The following is a 14779-nucleotide window of genomic DNA, read 5'->3' as shown; positions in this document are numbered from 1 at the left end:
GAGGGAAGTCGATGACCGACATCGTGGACCACGCGCGCGGCGCATTGCGCGCGCAACCGTTCAGCATGCTGCTGGGCACGGAGCTGATGCACATCGGCGACAACGAAGTGTCGCTGTGTCTGCCCGTGCGCGAAGAACTGCGGCAGCAGCACGGGTTCGTGCACGGCGGCGTCATCAGCTATCTCGCCGACAACGCGCTGACGTTCGCCGGCGCGCTCGCGCTCGGCCCGCGCGTGATCACCGCCGAATACAAGATCAACTATCTGCGGCCGGCGGTGAACGGCACGCTCGTCGCGCGTGCGAAGCTCGTCTATGCGGGCCGCAACCATGCGACCTGCCAGTGCCACGTGTTCGTCATCGACGGCGATCACGAGCGGCTCGTCGCGATCGCGCAAGGGACGATCAACCGCGTCGGCGACGGCAAGATGCCGGGCGCGCCGGAGGAAACGGCCTGAACGCAGCGGCCTGACGCCGCGCCGAGGCCGAAACCGGCGCGTTCGTTCACGCCGTCCCGCCGTCTTCCGTCAGCGGCAGAAAACGCGGCGCCATGCGCGCGCGCAGGTTGCCGTTCGCATCGGTTCGATAAATCCCGCGTGCCGCGTTGTGCGGATGCGTTGCCGCGTCGGCCACGCTCAGCACCGGCGCGAAGCACGCGTCGGAGCCTTCGAGCAGCGCACGCCAATGCGCAGACGGTTGCTGCGCGAACACCTCGGCGAAACGCGCCTTCAGCGCCGGCCAGCGCGCGCGGTCGTACTGCGACGCCGGATCGACGTCGGTCAGGCCGAGCCGTTCGACCAGCAACGCGTAAAACGGCGGCTCGAGCGCGCCGATCGTCACGCATTCGCCGTCGGCGCAGCGATACACGTCGTAGAACGGCGCGTCGTGAAACAGGCTCGGCTGCGCGCCGTCGAGCTGGCCGTTCGCGCGCGCCCAGAGCGCGAGCGTGCCGAGCATCGACACGATGTCGACGATCGCGCCGTCGACCACGCGTCCCGGTCCGCCGCCGCGCACGTCGAACAGCGCGCAGACGATGCCGAACGCGAGCCCGAGCGCGCCGCCCGCGTCGCCGACCACGGTCGGCGGCAGGCCGGGCCGGCCGTCGCGCGGCGCGGACAGCGACAGCAGCCCCGTCAGCGCAACGTAGTTCAGGTCGTGGCCGGCCGCAGCCGCGAGCGGCCCGTGCTGGCCCCAGCCCGTCATCCGGCCATACACGAGCGTCGGGTTGCGGCGTGCGCACGCATCGGGCCCGAGGCCGAGCCGCTCCATCACGCCGGGCCGCAGCCCCTCGATCAGCGCATCGGCCTGGGCGACCAGCGCCAGCGCCGCGTCGCGGCCGTCCGGCGCCTTCAGGTCGAGTTCGACGATCGTCTTGCCGTCGCGCAGCAGGTCGCCCTCGCCGGCTCGCAGCGCATCGGGCGCGCTCGTGCGGCCGGACGGGCGCGCGATCAGCGTGACGCGCGCGCCCATTCCGGCCAGCATCCAGCCCGCGAGCGGGCCGGGGCCGAGACCTTCGAATTCGACGATGTGGACGCCGGCGAGCGGTGCGTTCAGTGACATATCGACCTCGCTGGAATACAGGCGGACAGGATTGGCGGATGTTTCGATTCTATGTGAGGGCGTGGGCGGTTATCGGCCTCCGCCCGCCGCCTCAGCCACGACGCACTGCGCCGGTTCCTGCACGGCTGACCGAAACGACACGGGCGGCCGAAGCCGCCCGTGTCCTTGCCCATGCAACCGGCAACGATCAGAACGCATCCCCCGGCACGCGCACCCAGCCTTCCATCAGCACGCGCGCGCTGCGGCTCATGATCGCCTTCGTGACGGTCCACTCGCCGTTCTCCTGCTTCGCCTCCGCGCCGACGCGCAGCGTGCCCGACGGATGCCCGAAGCGCACCGCGTTGCGTTCGCCGCCACCCGCCGCGAGATTGACGAGCGTGCCGGGAATCGCCGCGGCCGTGCCGATCGCGACCGCCGCCGTACCCATCATCGCGTGGTGCAGCTTGCCCATCGACATCGCGCGCACCAGCAGGTCGACGTCGCCCGCATTCACGCGCTTGCCGCTCGACGCGACATAGTCGGCCGGCTTCGCGACGAACGCGATCTTCGGTGTATGCTGCCGCGTCGCGATCTCGTCGAGCGTGTCGATCAGCCCCATGCGCAGCGCGCCGTGCGCGCGGATCGTCTCGAACTTCTCGAGCGCCTTCGCGTCGCCGTTGATCGCGTCCTGCAGCTCCGTGCCCGTATAGCCGATCGCTGCCGCATCGACGAAGATCGTCGGAATCCCCGCGTTGATCATCGTCGCCTTCAGCGTGCCGACGCCCGGCACCGCGAGATCGTCGACCAGGTTGCCGGTCGGGAACATCGAGCCGCCCGCGCCCTCCTCCTCGGCGGCCGGGTCCATGAACTCGAGCTGCACTTCGGCGGCCGGGAACGTGACGCCGTCCAGTTCGAAATCGCCGGTCTCCTGCACCGCGCCGTTCGTGATCGGCACGTGCGCAATGATCGTCTTGCCGATGTTCGCCTGCCAGATCCGCACGGTCGCGACGCCGTCGCGCGGCACGCGCGCGGGATCGACGAGGCCGCCGCTGATCGCGAACGGGCCGACCGCCGCCGACAGGTTCCCGCAGTTGCCGCTCCAGTCGACGAACGCCTTGTCGATCGACACCTGCCCGAACAGGTAGTCGACGTCGTGCCCGGCGCGCGTACTCTTCGACACGATCACCGTCTTGCTGGTCGACGACGTCGCGCCGCCCATCCCGTCGATCTGCTTGCCGTACGGATCGGGGCTGCCGATCACGCGCAGCAGCAGCGCGTCGCGCGCGGCGCCGGGCGCCTGCGCGGCCTCGGGCAGGTCCTGAAGCCGGAAGAACACGCCCTTGCTGGTGCCGCCGCGGATGTAGGTCGCGGGAATCCTGATTTGAGGAATATGAGCCATGTTCGTGTATCCCTTGTTGATCGAAGCCGGCGCGTCAGCGCCTTCCGCTGCCGGATGCTTCGCACTCCGATGCCATGCGAAGCAAAATGACGCGGGCCTGTTCGAGCCGGCGGCGCCTGCGCGCCGCCACCGGAACAGACCCTTCGCTCCACGCGCCGCTGCGGCGCATGAAGCCGCCGCGCAGGCCATGCAATCGCATCGCCCGCCCGGCGCCCCGCCGCATCACGCGGCCTGCGACGACTCGAGGAAGTCCTGTGCGAAGCGCTGCAGCACGCCGCCCGCCTCGTAGATCGACACTTCCTCGGCCGTATCGAGCCGGCACGTGACGGGCACCTCGACGCGCTCGCCGTTGCGGCGATGAATCACGAGCGTCAGGTCGGCGCGCGGCGTGCGCTCGCCGATCACGTCGAAGGTCTCGGTGCCGTCGATGCCGAGCGTCGTCCGGTTCGTGCCGGGCTTGAACTCGAGCGGCAGCACGCCCATCCCGATCAGGTTCGTGCGGTGGATCCGCTCGAACCCTTCGGCGACGATCGCCTCGACGCCCGCGAGCCGCACGCCCTTGGCCGCCCAGTCGCGCGACGAGCCCTGGCCGTAGTCGGCGCCGGCGACGACGATCAGCGGCTGCTTGCGATTCATGTACGTCTCGATCGCCTCCCACATCCGCATCACCTTGCCGTCCGGCTCCACACGTGCGAGCGAGCCCTTCTTCACCGCGCCGTCGACCACCGCCATCTCGTTGACGAGCGTCGGGTTCGCGAAGGTCGCGCGCTGCGCGGTCAGGTGGTCTCCCCGGTGCGTCGCGTACGAGTTGAAGTCTTCTTCCGGCAGGCCCATCTTCGCGAGATATTCGCCGGCGGCGCTGTTCGCCATGATCGCGTTCGACGGCGAAAGATGGTCGGTCGTGATGTTGTCGCCGAGCACCGCGAGCGGACGCATGCCGCGCAGCGTGCGCTCGCCGGCCAGCGCGCCTTCCCAGTACGGCGGGCGGCGGATGTACGTGCTCTGCGGCCGCCAGTCGTACAGCGGCGCCGCGCGCTCGCCCGCATCGGCCACGCGCGCGAACATCGGCTCGTAGACGGTGCGGAACTGCTCGGGCTTCACGCTCGACGCGACGATCGCATCGATCTCCTCGTCGGTCGGCCAGATGTCCTTCAGCGTGACGGGCTTGCCGTCCCGGTCGTGGCCGAGCACGTCCTTCTCGATGTCGAAACGGATCGTGCCGGCAATCGCATACGCGACGACGAGCGGCGGCGACGCGAGGAACGCCTGCTTCGCATACGGATGGATGCGGCCGTCGAAGTTGCGGTTGCCGGACAGCACGGCCGTCGCGTACAGGTCGCGATCGACAATCTCCTGCTGGATCTTCGGATCGAGTGCGCCCGACATCCCGTTGCAGGTCGTGCAGGCGAACGCGACGATGCCGAAGCCGAGCTTTTCGAGTTCGGGCAGCAGGTTCGCTTCCTTCAGGTACAGCTCGACCGCCTTCGAGCCCGGCGCGAGCGAGCTCTTCACCCACGGCTTGCGCACGAGGCCGCGCGCGTTCGCGTTGCGCGCGAGCAGGCCCGCCGCGATCACGTTGCGCGGGTTGCTGGTGTTCGTGCAGCTCGTGATCGCCGCGATGATCACCGCGCCGTCGGGCATCTCGCCCGCCTTTTCTTCCCACTGGCCGGCGATCCCGCGCGCGGCGAGATCGGACGTCGGCAGCCGCTTGTGCGGATTCGACGGGCCGGCCATGTTGCGCACCACGCTCGACAGGTCGAACGTCAGCGTGCGCTCGTATTGCGCGTCATCCAGCGTGTCGGCCCACAGGCCGGCCGCCTTCGCGTAGGTCTCGACGAGCTTCACCTGTTCGTCGCTGCGGCCCGTCAGGCGCAGGTAGTCGGTGGTCTGGCCGTCGATGAAGAACATCGCGGCGGTCGCGCCGTATTCGGGCGCCATGTTCGAGATCGTCGCGCGATCGCCGAGCGTCAGGCTCGCCGCGCCTTCGCCGCGGAATTCCAGATACGCGCCGACCACCTTTTCCTTGCGCAGGAACTCGGTCAGCGCGAGCACGATGTCGGTCGCGGTGATGCCGGGCTGGCGCTTGCCGGTCAGCTCGACGCCGACGATATCCGGCAGCCGCATCCACGACGCGCGGCCGAGCATCACGTTCTCCGCCTCCAGCCCGCCGACGCCGATCGCGATCACGCCGAGCGCATCGACGTGCGGCGTGTGGCTGTCGGTGCCGACGCAGGTGTCCGGATAGGCGACGCCGTCCTGCACCTGGATCACCGGCGACATCTTCTCCAGGTTGATCTGGTGCATGATGCCGTTGCCCGGCGGGATCACGTCGACGTTCTCGAACGACTGCTTCGTCCACTCGATGAAGTGGAAGCGATCCTCGTTGCGGCGATCCTCGATCGCGCGGTTCTTCGCGAACGCGTCCGGATCGAAGCCGCCGCATTCCACGGCCAGCGAGTGATCGACGATCAGCTGCACCGGCACGACCGGGTTCACCTTGGCCGGGTCGCCGCCGCGCTCGGCGATCGCGTCGCGCAGGCCGGCGAGGTCGACGAGCGCGGTCTGGCCGAGGATGTCGTGACACACGACGCGCGCCGGGAACCACGGAAAGTCGCGCTCGCGCTTGCGCTCGATGATCTGCTTCAGCGAATCGGCGAGGATCGCCGGATCGCAGCGGCGCACCAGGTTCTCGGCGAGCACGCGCGACGTGTACGGCAGCGTGTCGTAGGCGCCGGGCGCGATCACCTCGACCGCGGCGCGCGTGTCGAAGTAGTCCAGCGACGTGCCGGGCAGGGGTTTGCGGTAGGCGGTATTCATCATGTGGGGGAAATCGAAGTATGGCGTGCGGCGCGCACCGGCCGCCCGCGGAACGGACGCCGGTGCGCGCGGCTGGCGTATCAGCGCTTCTCGATCGGCACGAACTGCAGATCGTCCGGGCCCGTGTAGTTCGCGCTCGGGCGGATGATCTTGTTGTCGACGCGCTGCTCGATGATGTGCGCGGCCCAGCCGGAGGTGCGCGAGATCACGAACAGCGGCGTGAACATCGCGGTCGGCACGCCCATCATGTGGTACGACACCGCGCTGAACCAGTCGAGGTTCGGGAACATCTTCTTCGCGTCCCACATCACCGATTCGAGACGCTCGGCGATGTCGTACAGCTTCAGGTCGCCCGCTTCCTTCGACAGCTTGTGCGCGACGCCCTTGATCACCTTGTTGCGCGGATCGGAGATCGTGTAGACCGGGTGACCGAAGCCGATCACGACTTCCTTGTTCTCGACGCGGCGGCGGATGTCGGCTTCCGCTTCGTCCGGCGAGCGGTAGCGGCTCTGGATTTCATACGCGACTTCGTTCGCGCCGCCGTGCTTCGGCCCGCGCAGCGCGCCGATCGCGCCGGTGATCGCCGAGTAGATGTCCGAGCCCGTGCCCGCGATCACGCGGCCCGTGAACGTCGACGCGTTGAACTCGTGCTCCGCGTACAGGATCAGCGACGTGTGCATCGCGTCGACCCACGACTTCGACGGCGTCTTGCCGTGCAGCAAGTGCAGGAAGTGACCGCCGATCGAGTCGTCGTCGGTTTCCGTTTCGATGCGCTTGCCGTTGTGCGAGAAGTGATACCAGTACAGCAGCATCGAGCCGAGCGACGCCATCAGGCGGTCGGCGATGTCGCGCGCGCCCGGCAGGTTGTGGTCGTCCTTCTCCGGCAGCACGGTGCCGAGCACCGACACGCCGGTGCGCATCACGTCCATCGGGTGCGCGGACGCCGGGATCTGCTCGAGCGCCGCCTTCAGCGCGTTCGGCAGGCCGCGCAGGCCGCGCAGCTTCGCCTTGTAGGCGGCCAGCTCGGTCAGGTTCGGCAGCGTCTCGTGGACGAGCAGGTGCGCGATTTCCTCGAACTCGCACGATTCGGCGACGTCGAGAATGTCGTAGCCGCGATAGTGCAGGTCGTTGCCGGTCTTGCCGACCGTGCAGAGCGCCGTGTTGCCGGCCGTCACGCCCGACAGCGCCACCGACTTCTTCGGCTTGAATGCGCCTGCGGCGGCCGGTGCTGCTGCGTCTTTCGTCTCGCTCATGTTTCGGTTCTCCAGATGCGGGGATGCGGATTCGTATGTCGGGGCGCGCGGCTTACTTCTTGCCCTGCGCGAACAGCTCGTCGAGCTTGCGCTCGTATTCGTGATAGCCGAGGAAGTCGTACAGCTCGGCGCGGGTCTGCATCGTCGGTACGGCCGCCTTCTGCGTGCCGTCGCGGCGCACCGTCTCGTAGAAGTTCAGCGCGGCCTTGTTCATCGCGCGATACGCGCCGCAGCAGTACAGCGCGATGTCGACGTTCGCCTCGCGCAGTTCGTCGAGCGTGAACATCGGCGTCGAACCGAACTCGGTCAGGTTCGCGAGGATCGGCACCTTCACGGCCGCCTTGAAGCGGCGGTAGTCGTCGAGCGTCTTCATCGCTTCCGGGAAGATCATGTCCGCGCCCGCCTCGACATAGGCCACCGCGCGCTCGATCGCCGCGTCGATCCCTTCGGCCGCGGCCGCGTCGGTGCGCGCCATGATCACGAACTGGTCGTCGGTGCGCGCGTCGACCGCAGCCTTCACGCGATCGACCATTTCCTCGGTCGGCACGACTTCCTTGCCCGGACGATGGCCGCAGCGCTTCTGGCCGACCTGGTCCTCCATGTGCACGGCGGCGACGCCGGCCTTGATGAACGAGCGGACCGTGCGCGCGATATTGAACGCGCCGCCCCAGCCGGTATCGATGTCGACCAGCAGCGGCAGGTCGGTCGCGTTGGTGATCCGGTTCGCGTCGATCAGCACGTCTTCCATCGTGCTGATGCCGAGATCGGGGATGCCGAGCGAATTCGCGGCGACGCCGCCGCCCGACAGGTACACGGCCTTGAAGCCGGTGGCCTGCGCCATCTTGGCCGCGTACGCGGTGATCGCGCCGACGACCTGCAGCGGCTGCTCCGCCGCGACTGCCGCGCGGAATTTCGCGCCGGCGCTCTGAAGATGCGTGTTGCTCATGAACGGCCTCCTGAAGGAATGCCTTTTAACAGCAAGGACCGGGCCAGCTTGCATCGCGCGGCTAACCCGCTGATTTTTAAGCAAACGGCCGATGCGCGACCGTGCCCGCTTGTTTCAAATTGGAAATTTCGTGTTCCAAAAATGAAATGCGGCGCGCATAATCGGCCGCATGGACCTCTCCTCGATCAAGCCCGTCGGCGCCGCCGACCGCACGGTGCGTCCGCGCATCTGGGCGATGGGCATCAGCCGCCTGCGCGACCTGTTTCGCGAGATCGCCGGCGAATTCGACGAACGCGCCGACGTGCGCATCGTGTCGCGCGCGTATGAGGATGCGCTGAGCGCGATTGCCGAGGCCGGCGCGACGCGCCCCGACGTGATCGTCGCGGCCGGCTCGAACGGCGGCTTCCTGAAGACGCGCGCGCAGGTGCCGGTCGTGGTCGTGTCGCCGACCGGCTTCGACGTGATGCAGGCGCTCGCGCGCGCGCGGCGCGACGCGACGCGGATCGCGCTCGTCAGCGCCGGCGAAACGCCGCCCGAAGTGCGCCGCTTCGTCGCCGCGTACGGCCTCGACGTGCAGTTTGCGTCATATCAGTCCGCGCAGGAAGCGGAAGCGTGCGTGCACGACCTGCGCGACCGCGGCATCGAGACGATCGTCGGCCCCGGCCTCGTCACCGATCTCGCGGCCAGCGCCGGGATGGGCGCGGTGTTCCTGTATTCGCACACGTCGGTGCGCAAGGCCGTCGATACCGCGCTCGAGGTCGCGTACGCGACGCACGCCGAGGCGTTCCGCCGCCAGCGGCTCGACAACCTGCTCCAGCATCTGCGCGACGGCGTGGTCGCGCTCGACGCGCAGGGCCGCGTCGAGGCGATCAACGAACGGCTCGCGTCGGCGCTCGGGGTCGAGCCCGCGGCGGCCGTCGGCCGCGCGCTGGTCGACCTGCGGCCCGAACTGCGCACGCTGCGCGGCGAGGACGGCGACGCGCTCGCGACCGTGCGCGGCATCCGCTACGTCGTGCATCGCGGGCCGCTCGTCGATCGCGGCGTCACGTCGGGCAGCGTGCTGACGTTCCAGGAATCGCGTGCGGTCGAACGGCTCGACCGCGCGCTGCGCTCGCAGCCGGGCACGCAGCAGTTCGCCGCGCGCTATGCGCTCGACGACGTGGTCGGCGCATCCGCGCCGATGACGCGCGTGCGCGACCTCGTGCGCCGCTACGCGAAATCGGATGCGACCGTGCTGGTGCTCGGCGAGAGCGGCACCGGCAAGGAAATGATCGCGCAAAGCCTGCACGGGCTGTCCGCGCGGCGCAGCTATCCGTTCGTCGCGGTCAACTGCGGCGCGTTTCCGGAGGCGCTGCTCGAGAGCGAACTGTTCGGCTACGAAGAAGGCGCGTTCACCGGCGCGCGGCGCGGCGGCAAGACCGGCCTGTTCGAGGCCGCGCACCGCGGCACGCTGTTTCTCGACGAAATCGGCGAGATGCCGCCGTCGCTGCAGAGCCGGCTGCTGCGCGTGCTGCAGGAGCGCGAGGTGATCCGGCTCGGCTCGACCGAGCCGATCCGCATCGACGTGCGCGTGATCGCCGCGACGCACCATCCGCTGCTCGCGGCCGTCGAGGCCGGCACGTTCCGCGCGGATCTCTATTACCGGCTCAACATCCTGAACATCGGCCTGCCGCCGCTGCGCGAACGCGCGGCCGACCTGCCCGCGCTCGCGGCCACGCTGCTCGTGCAGGCCGCGCGGCGCGAGCCGCGGCTGGCGGAGCGGCTGCGCGACACCGACGATGCCGCGCGCGTGCTCGCCGCGACGCAGGCGACGCTCGCGCGCTACCGGTGGCCCGGCAACGTGCGGGAACTGCAGAACGTGATCGAGCGGATTGCGGTGGAACTGGCCGAGGAAGCGGACGAAAGCGATCCGGCCGCCGCGTGCGCCGCGCTCGCGCCCGACGCGCTGCAGACGATCGCGCCCGAGCTGTTCGCGCTGCCGGCCGACGCCGCCGAAGCCGACGATGCGCAGACGCTGCAGACGCTGCAGGCGCGCCGGCGCCGTGCGGAGGCCGACGAGATCCGCGCGGTGCTCGACGCGTGCGGCGGCGACCGCGACCGCGCATGCGCGATGCTCGGCATCAGCAAGACGACGCTCTGGCGGAAGCTGTCGGCGAAATAGCGTCGGCGCGGGCGGAAGGCTCGCGCGGGCGCGTCAATCCGCCTTGTGATAGTGGCGATAGGCCTTTGCGCGGTTGCCGCACGACGACATCGAGCACCAGCGCCGGCTGCCGTTCTTGCTGTCGTCGATGAACAGCCACTGGCACGCGTCGTTCGCGCAGCGCTTGACCTTCGCGAGCCGCGCGCCGCCGAGCAGGTCGGTCGCCGACCAGAGCACCGGGCTCAGCAGCCCGGCAAGCGTCGCGTTCCGCGCATCGATCCGCCACGCATAGCCGCCGTCGATCCGCGCCAGCGCGACGCGCGGCGACGCTTCGCCGAGAAAGCCGCAGAGCAGCGCGAGATCGTCGGGATGCGGCTCGCGCTGCTCCGCCTGCGCGTGAAACAGCCGATACAGCGCCTCGCGCAATGCGAGCGCGCGCGCCAGCAGCGCCGCCCCGTGTCCTTCATCCGCGCTGCGCGCGCGGCACGCTTCGGCCAGCCACGCCGGCACGCCGGCGCGCTCGCGGCACCAGGCCAGCAGGTCGTCGAGCGATCCGAAGGTTTCCGTCGGCGTGTCGGTGCCTCGCCAGTACAGCGTGTTCGCGAAATCGATGCTCAGGGTTTCGGGCGGCGCCGGAATCAGGCTGTCCGGCGCGGCCGCGGCGCGGGTTTCTTTCATGCCGGGATCGTACTAACCACCATGCAGGTTGACAAGCGCCGAGGCGCTTCCTAGCATAACCAGCATGGTGGTTAAAAACGATTTGTCGCACCGACGTTCCCCTTCAGTCCAAGGAGCCAGCAGATGATCGATCACCTTTCCTTTGGCGTCGCGCATATCGAGCGCAGCCGCGCGTTCTACGACAGCACGCTCGGCGCACTCGGCTACAAGCGGCTGTACAGCGACGACGGATCCCTCGGCTACGGCACCGACGAACCCTCGCTGTGGCTCACGCACGTGGCGCGGCCGGTCGTCGCCGACGCCGAATCGGGGCTGCATGTCTCGTTCAAGGCCGATTCGCCGGTCGAAGTCGATGCGTTCTACCGGGCCGCGCTCGAGCACGGCGGCCGCGACAACGGCGGGCCCGGCAAACGCGAGCACTACGGTCCCGGCTATTACGCGGCATTCGTCGTCGATCCCGACGGATATCGGCTGGAAGCGCACTGCGAACTCGACAACCCCGTATGACGCGGCCGCGCCGGGCGTCGCGCCCGGCGGCGGACCACCGGCGCACGAACTGCAAGGGCCCGATTCCACGTTGCGCGGAATCGGGCCCTTGTCTTTCGGGTCGGCGCTGCCTGGCGGCGGGTCGCGGCGAAACCGGTTGCGCCCGCAACCGGTCGCGCGTCGTACCGGCGCTTACTCCGCGCCGCGCGTGCGCTGCAGTTGCTCGCCGAGCCCTTCGATGCCGAGACGCACCATCTGGCCGGCCTTCAGGAACACCGGCGCAGGCTTGATGCCCATCCCGACGCCCGGCGGCGTGCCGGTCGTGATCACGTCGCCCGGCTGCAGGCTCATGCAGCGCGACAGATACGCGATCAGTTGCGCGACGGTGAACACCATCGTGCGCGTGTTGCCGTTCTGGTAGCGATGGCCGTCGACTTCGAGCCACAGATCGAGACGCTGCGGATCGGGCACCTCGTCGCGCGTGACGAGCCACGGGCCGATCGGGCCGAACGTGTCGAAGCCCTTGCCCTTGTCCCACTGGCCGCCGCGCTCGATCTGCCACTCGCGTTCGGACACGTCGTTGACGACGCAGTAGCCGGCGACGTAGTCGAGTGCGCGCGCCTCGTCGACGTCCTTGCACGGCGAGCCGATCACGACGCCGAGCTCGACTTCCCAGTCCGTCTTGACCGATCCCTTCGGGATGTCGATGCCGTCGTTCGGGCCGCAGATCGAACTCGTCCACTTGCCGAACACGACCGGCTCCTTCGGCACCGGCATGCCGGCTTCGGCCGCGTGATCGGCATAGTTCAGGCCAATGCCGATGAACTTGCCGACGCGCGCGACGCAGGCGCCGATACGCGGCTCGCCGGGGACCAGCGGCAGCGTCGCCGGATCGATCGCGCGCAGCCGTGCAAGACCCGCATCGGACAACACGTCGCCGGCCAGATCCGGGACCTGCGCGGACAAGTCGCGAATCCGGCCGTCCGCGTCGAGAATGCCGGGCTTTTCCTGGCCGGGCGGGCCATAGCGAAGCAGTTTCATCGTGCTCAACCTCTGTAGTCGAATGTGACAGGATACCGGCCGGCGCGGCAGGCCGCAGCCGCGCGGCCGGACTGATCGTCGATCGTCGATGGCGCGCGCCGGCACTGCATCGGGCTTGCCGTTCGACGCGCAAGATTCGCGCGGGCGCAGCGATCGCGGCGCCGCACGACAGTGCGGCGCGCGTCGGTCGGGCGGCCGCCGGTCTGCGCATCGGCGACGACGGCGCGCACGCCGCGCCACGACCCGCCGCAACGGCCGGCATTCGTGCGCGGCCGCGCCGCCGCTGGCCCGCGACTCTTTGTACCATCGGCCGCGCGCCGTGAAATGACGCGCGACGCATACCGACTATTGGGGTATCCGCAGACATTGCGACGCAGCGCCCGTCTGCTCCGCGTCTTTCGTCTTCCCGCACCTTCACCATACGAAATAGCGGATATTCGGGCCGACCCTGTCATCGGGATCGCCTCCTGATCCGTTCTTGTCGAGTAACGATCGGTAAAAAGACGCGGCATTGCACACTGCTGGTTTGTTGTTAATCTCGGACGAATTGCGTTCATTGCCTTCGAGCCCTGCGTGTTGCCGTTCGCCGCGTACGTCGCCGCCGATCGATGGTCATTCTCGAACCTCATACCAATATCAATGCAAACGACAAACGACCTGCTTCCCGGTAGCGACGCACGGGAATCAATGAGCGCAATCGATCGCTATCGCGCACCCGCGCTCGACAAGGGGCTCGACATTCTCGAGTTGCTGTCGGAACAGAAGGAAGGGCTCACCCGTACCGAAATCACGAAGGAACTCGGCCGCAACGCGAGCGAAATCTACCGGATGCTCGAACGCCTGGTCGCACGCCGCTACGTGATGCGCTCGCCCGGCGGCGACCGCTATACGCTGAGCCTCAAGCTGTTCACGCTCGCACACCGCCATCCACCGATGAACCGTCTGATCGCCGAAGCGCTGCCGCCGATGCAGCGCTTCGCCGACGCCGCCGAGCAGTCGTGTCACTTGGCCGTCTACGATCGCGGCAGCCTGCTCGTGATCGCGCAGGTCGACGGGCCCGGTTCGTGGGGCGTGTCGGTCCGGATCGGTGCGCGCATCGGGCTCGCCGACACGGCGTCGGGGCGCGTGATGCTGTCGTTCCAGAGCGCCGAGCAGCGCGCGCACATGCTGGCCGAGCATCGCAAGGTCAAGGGCGAAGCGCCGCTCAACGAGCAGGAACTCGCGCATGCGTGCCAGTCGATCCGCCAGACCGGCTTCCTGCGCCAGGACAGCCGGCAGGCGTACGGCGTCACCGACCTGAGCGCGCCGCTGCTCGGGCCGTCCGGACAGGCGATCGCGGTGCTGACCTGCCCGTACATGCGCCGGATCGATGCGCACGCGGCACCGTCCGTCGATGCGGTCGTCGAGCGCCTGCGCGACACGGCCGGCCACCTGTCGATGTACCGCGCCGAAGCCTGCTGACACGCGCGTGCACGACACGCCCGCCGCAGCCCGGCGCGGCAACGCGAAGCTGCGACCGGCGCGGGCTGCGTCCCGCGCCGGCGTATCGCCCGTTCGATGCGCGGCGCCCGATCGTCGCAACCGCGCGCGGCGATGCACGGCCGCGCTACGCTAGAATGACGGCCCTCTCAAAAACTACGGCGGCCCGCGGTTGCGGCCGCCGTGTCCGATGGATGTCATGGCCAAACTTCTGAACGATCAAGAATTCCAGCGTTTCTCCGAACTTCAGCAGAAGCAGGCAAGCTTCACGATCACGCCCGAAGAGGCGGACGAACTGCGCGACATCGTCGCGCGCGCCCAGAAAAAGCGCGACGATCGTGCCGCCGCGATGCAGGCGATCGAGGACTACATCGAGCAGTTCGACATCACGCCCGACGAGCTGTTCTCGCCCGAGCAGATCGGCGATGCGGCCCGCACCTACGGGCTCATCACGGCAACCAAGAAGGAACGCACGCTGCCGCCGTCGATCACGTTCAACGGCAAGCCGTACCAGTGGACCAAGACGCTTCCGGACGACGTGCGCGGCGCGCTGTTCGACGCGTTCACGTCCGGCGAGTCGGTCAAGCGCTTCATCGCGATGCCGAAGGACACCGCGCGCTGCGCGCTGACGATCGCCCGCCTCGAGCGCGAAACGGGCGCGGTCTACGCCGATGCGCACCTCGAAGAACTCGCGATTTCGCGCGAGCAGGTGAACGACGCGGCGGCAAAACTCGCTGCCTGAAATCCCGCCGCGGGCACGGTTCGTGCCGGGCCCGCGGCACGCAGGCGCGGGCCGCGCCGGCACCCGCGCCTGCGGAAGGCGAACGCCCGCACACTCCCGTAAATACTCACCCCGGCGTTTAGTGAGCGCTCACCTTTCCTCCCGGAAAAGCTCACCAGACGATCCCGGAGACGCTCACCGAAGTCGTCCCGGAAGTCCTCACCGGTGCCTCCCGCAGACGCTCACCGGTGCTTCCCGAACAGTCTCACCACGCCTTCCCGCA

12 protein-coding genes are annotated in these 14779 nt (G+C 68.8%); 5 read left to right on the top strand and 7 right to left on the bottom strand.

All coding sequences use genetic code 11. From position 1 onward, the window contains the following. Positions 1-11 precede the first annotated feature (11 nt). Complete coding sequence (locus WS57_RS00915; protein WP_009688685.1) at positions 12-455, top strand: PaaI family thioesterase; 444 nt, start codon at positions 12-14, stop codon at positions 453-455. 46 nt (positions 456-501) lie between these two features. Here the strand turns inward: WS57_RS00915 and WS57_RS00910 are convergent, their stop codons facing one another. From WS57_RS00910 to prpB, 5 genes are all read right to left on the bottom strand, one after another. Then, positions 502-1557, bottom strand: a complete 1056-nt coding sequence (locus tag WS57_RS00910) for a CaiB/BaiF CoA transferase family protein (protein WP_069243622.1) — start codon at positions 1555-1557, stop codon at positions 502-504. 187 nt (positions 1558-1744) lie between these two features. Further along, positions 1745-2935: a 2-methylaconitate cis-trans isomerase PrpF gene (gene prpF / locus WS57_RS00905; protein ID WP_009688029.1), complete on the bottom strand. Its 1191-nt coding sequence runs from the start codon at positions 2933-2935 to the stop codon at positions 1745-1747. 222 nt (positions 2936-3157) lie between these two features. Next, entirely contained in the window at positions 3158-5752 is a 2595-nt protein-coding gene (gene acnD / locus WS57_RS00900; protein WP_155774292.1) for a Fe/S-dependent 2-methylisocitrate dehydratase AcnD, read from the bottom strand. 80 nt (positions 5753-5832) lie between these two features. Continuing rightward, entirely contained in the window at positions 5833-7005 is a 1173-nt protein-coding gene (prpC, locus tag WS57_RS00895; RefSeq protein WP_060240573.1) for a bifunctional 2-methylcitrate synthase/citrate synthase, read from the bottom strand. Positions 7006-7057: 52 nt separating this feature from the next. Next, the gene (gene prpB, locus WS57_RS00890; RefSeq protein WP_009688026.1) at positions 7058-7951 is read right to left on the bottom strand and encodes a methylisocitrate lyase; all 894 of its coding nucleotides are present in this window, start codon (positions 7949-7951) and stop codon (positions 7058-7060) included. A 169-nt stretch (positions 7952-8120) separates the two neighbouring features. Between prpB and prpR the strand changes: the two genes are divergently transcribed. After that, on the top strand, positions 8121-10112 hold the full coding sequence (prpR, locus tag WS57_RS00885; protein ID WP_069243620.1) for a propionate catabolism operon regulatory protein PrpR: 1992 nt from the start codon (positions 8121-8123) through the stop codon (positions 10110-10112). A 33-nt stretch (positions 10113-10145) separates the two neighbouring features. Here the strand turns inward: prpR and WS57_RS00880 are convergent, their stop codons facing one another. Further along, positions 10146-10769: a CGNR zinc finger domain-containing protein gene (locus tag WS57_RS00880; RefSeq protein ID WP_059519166.1), complete on the bottom strand. Its 624-nt coding sequence runs from the start codon at positions 10767-10769 to the stop codon at positions 10146-10148. Positions 10770-10892: 123 nt separating this feature from the next. On the opposite strand from WS57_RS00880, the gene WS57_RS00875 reads away from it, so the two are divergent. Then, entirely contained in the window at positions 10893-11276 is a 384-nt protein-coding gene (locus tag WS57_RS00875; protein ID WP_009694888.1) for a VOC family protein, read from the top strand. A 171-nt stretch (positions 11277-11447) separates the two neighbouring features. Here the strand turns inward: WS57_RS00875 and WS57_RS00870 are convergent, their stop codons facing one another. Beyond that, positions 11448-12296, bottom strand: coding sequence for an ureidoglycolate lyase (locus tag WS57_RS00870; protein ID WP_059519286.1), 849 nt, complete (start codon positions 12294-12296; stop codon positions 11448-11450). A gap of 639 nt (positions 12297-12935) precedes the next feature. Between WS57_RS00870 and WS57_RS00860 the strand changes: the two genes are divergently transcribed. Further along, positions 12936-13757, top strand: a complete 822-nt coding sequence (locus WS57_RS00860; RefSeq protein WP_040130858.1) for an IclR family transcriptional regulator — start codon at positions 12936-12938, stop codon at positions 13755-13757. Between the two features lie 208 nt (positions 13758-13965). Further along, positions 13966-14517 carry a hypothetical protein gene (locus WS57_RS00855; protein WP_040130857.1) on the top strand — a complete coding sequence of 184 codons (552 nt, stop codon included), beginning with the start codon at positions 13966-13968 and terminating at the stop codon, positions 14515-14517. Positions 14518-14779 lie beyond the last annotated feature (262 nt).

The sequence above is a fragment of the Burkholderia pseudomultivorans genome (genome assembly GCF_001718415.1).
Taxonomy (GTDB): Bacteria; Pseudomonadota; Gammaproteobacteria; order Burkholderiales; family Burkholderiaceae; genus Burkholderia; species Burkholderia pseudomultivorans_A.
Note: the sequence above shows the minus strand (reverse complement) of the source record. Positions and strands in the feature narration are given on the sequence as shown.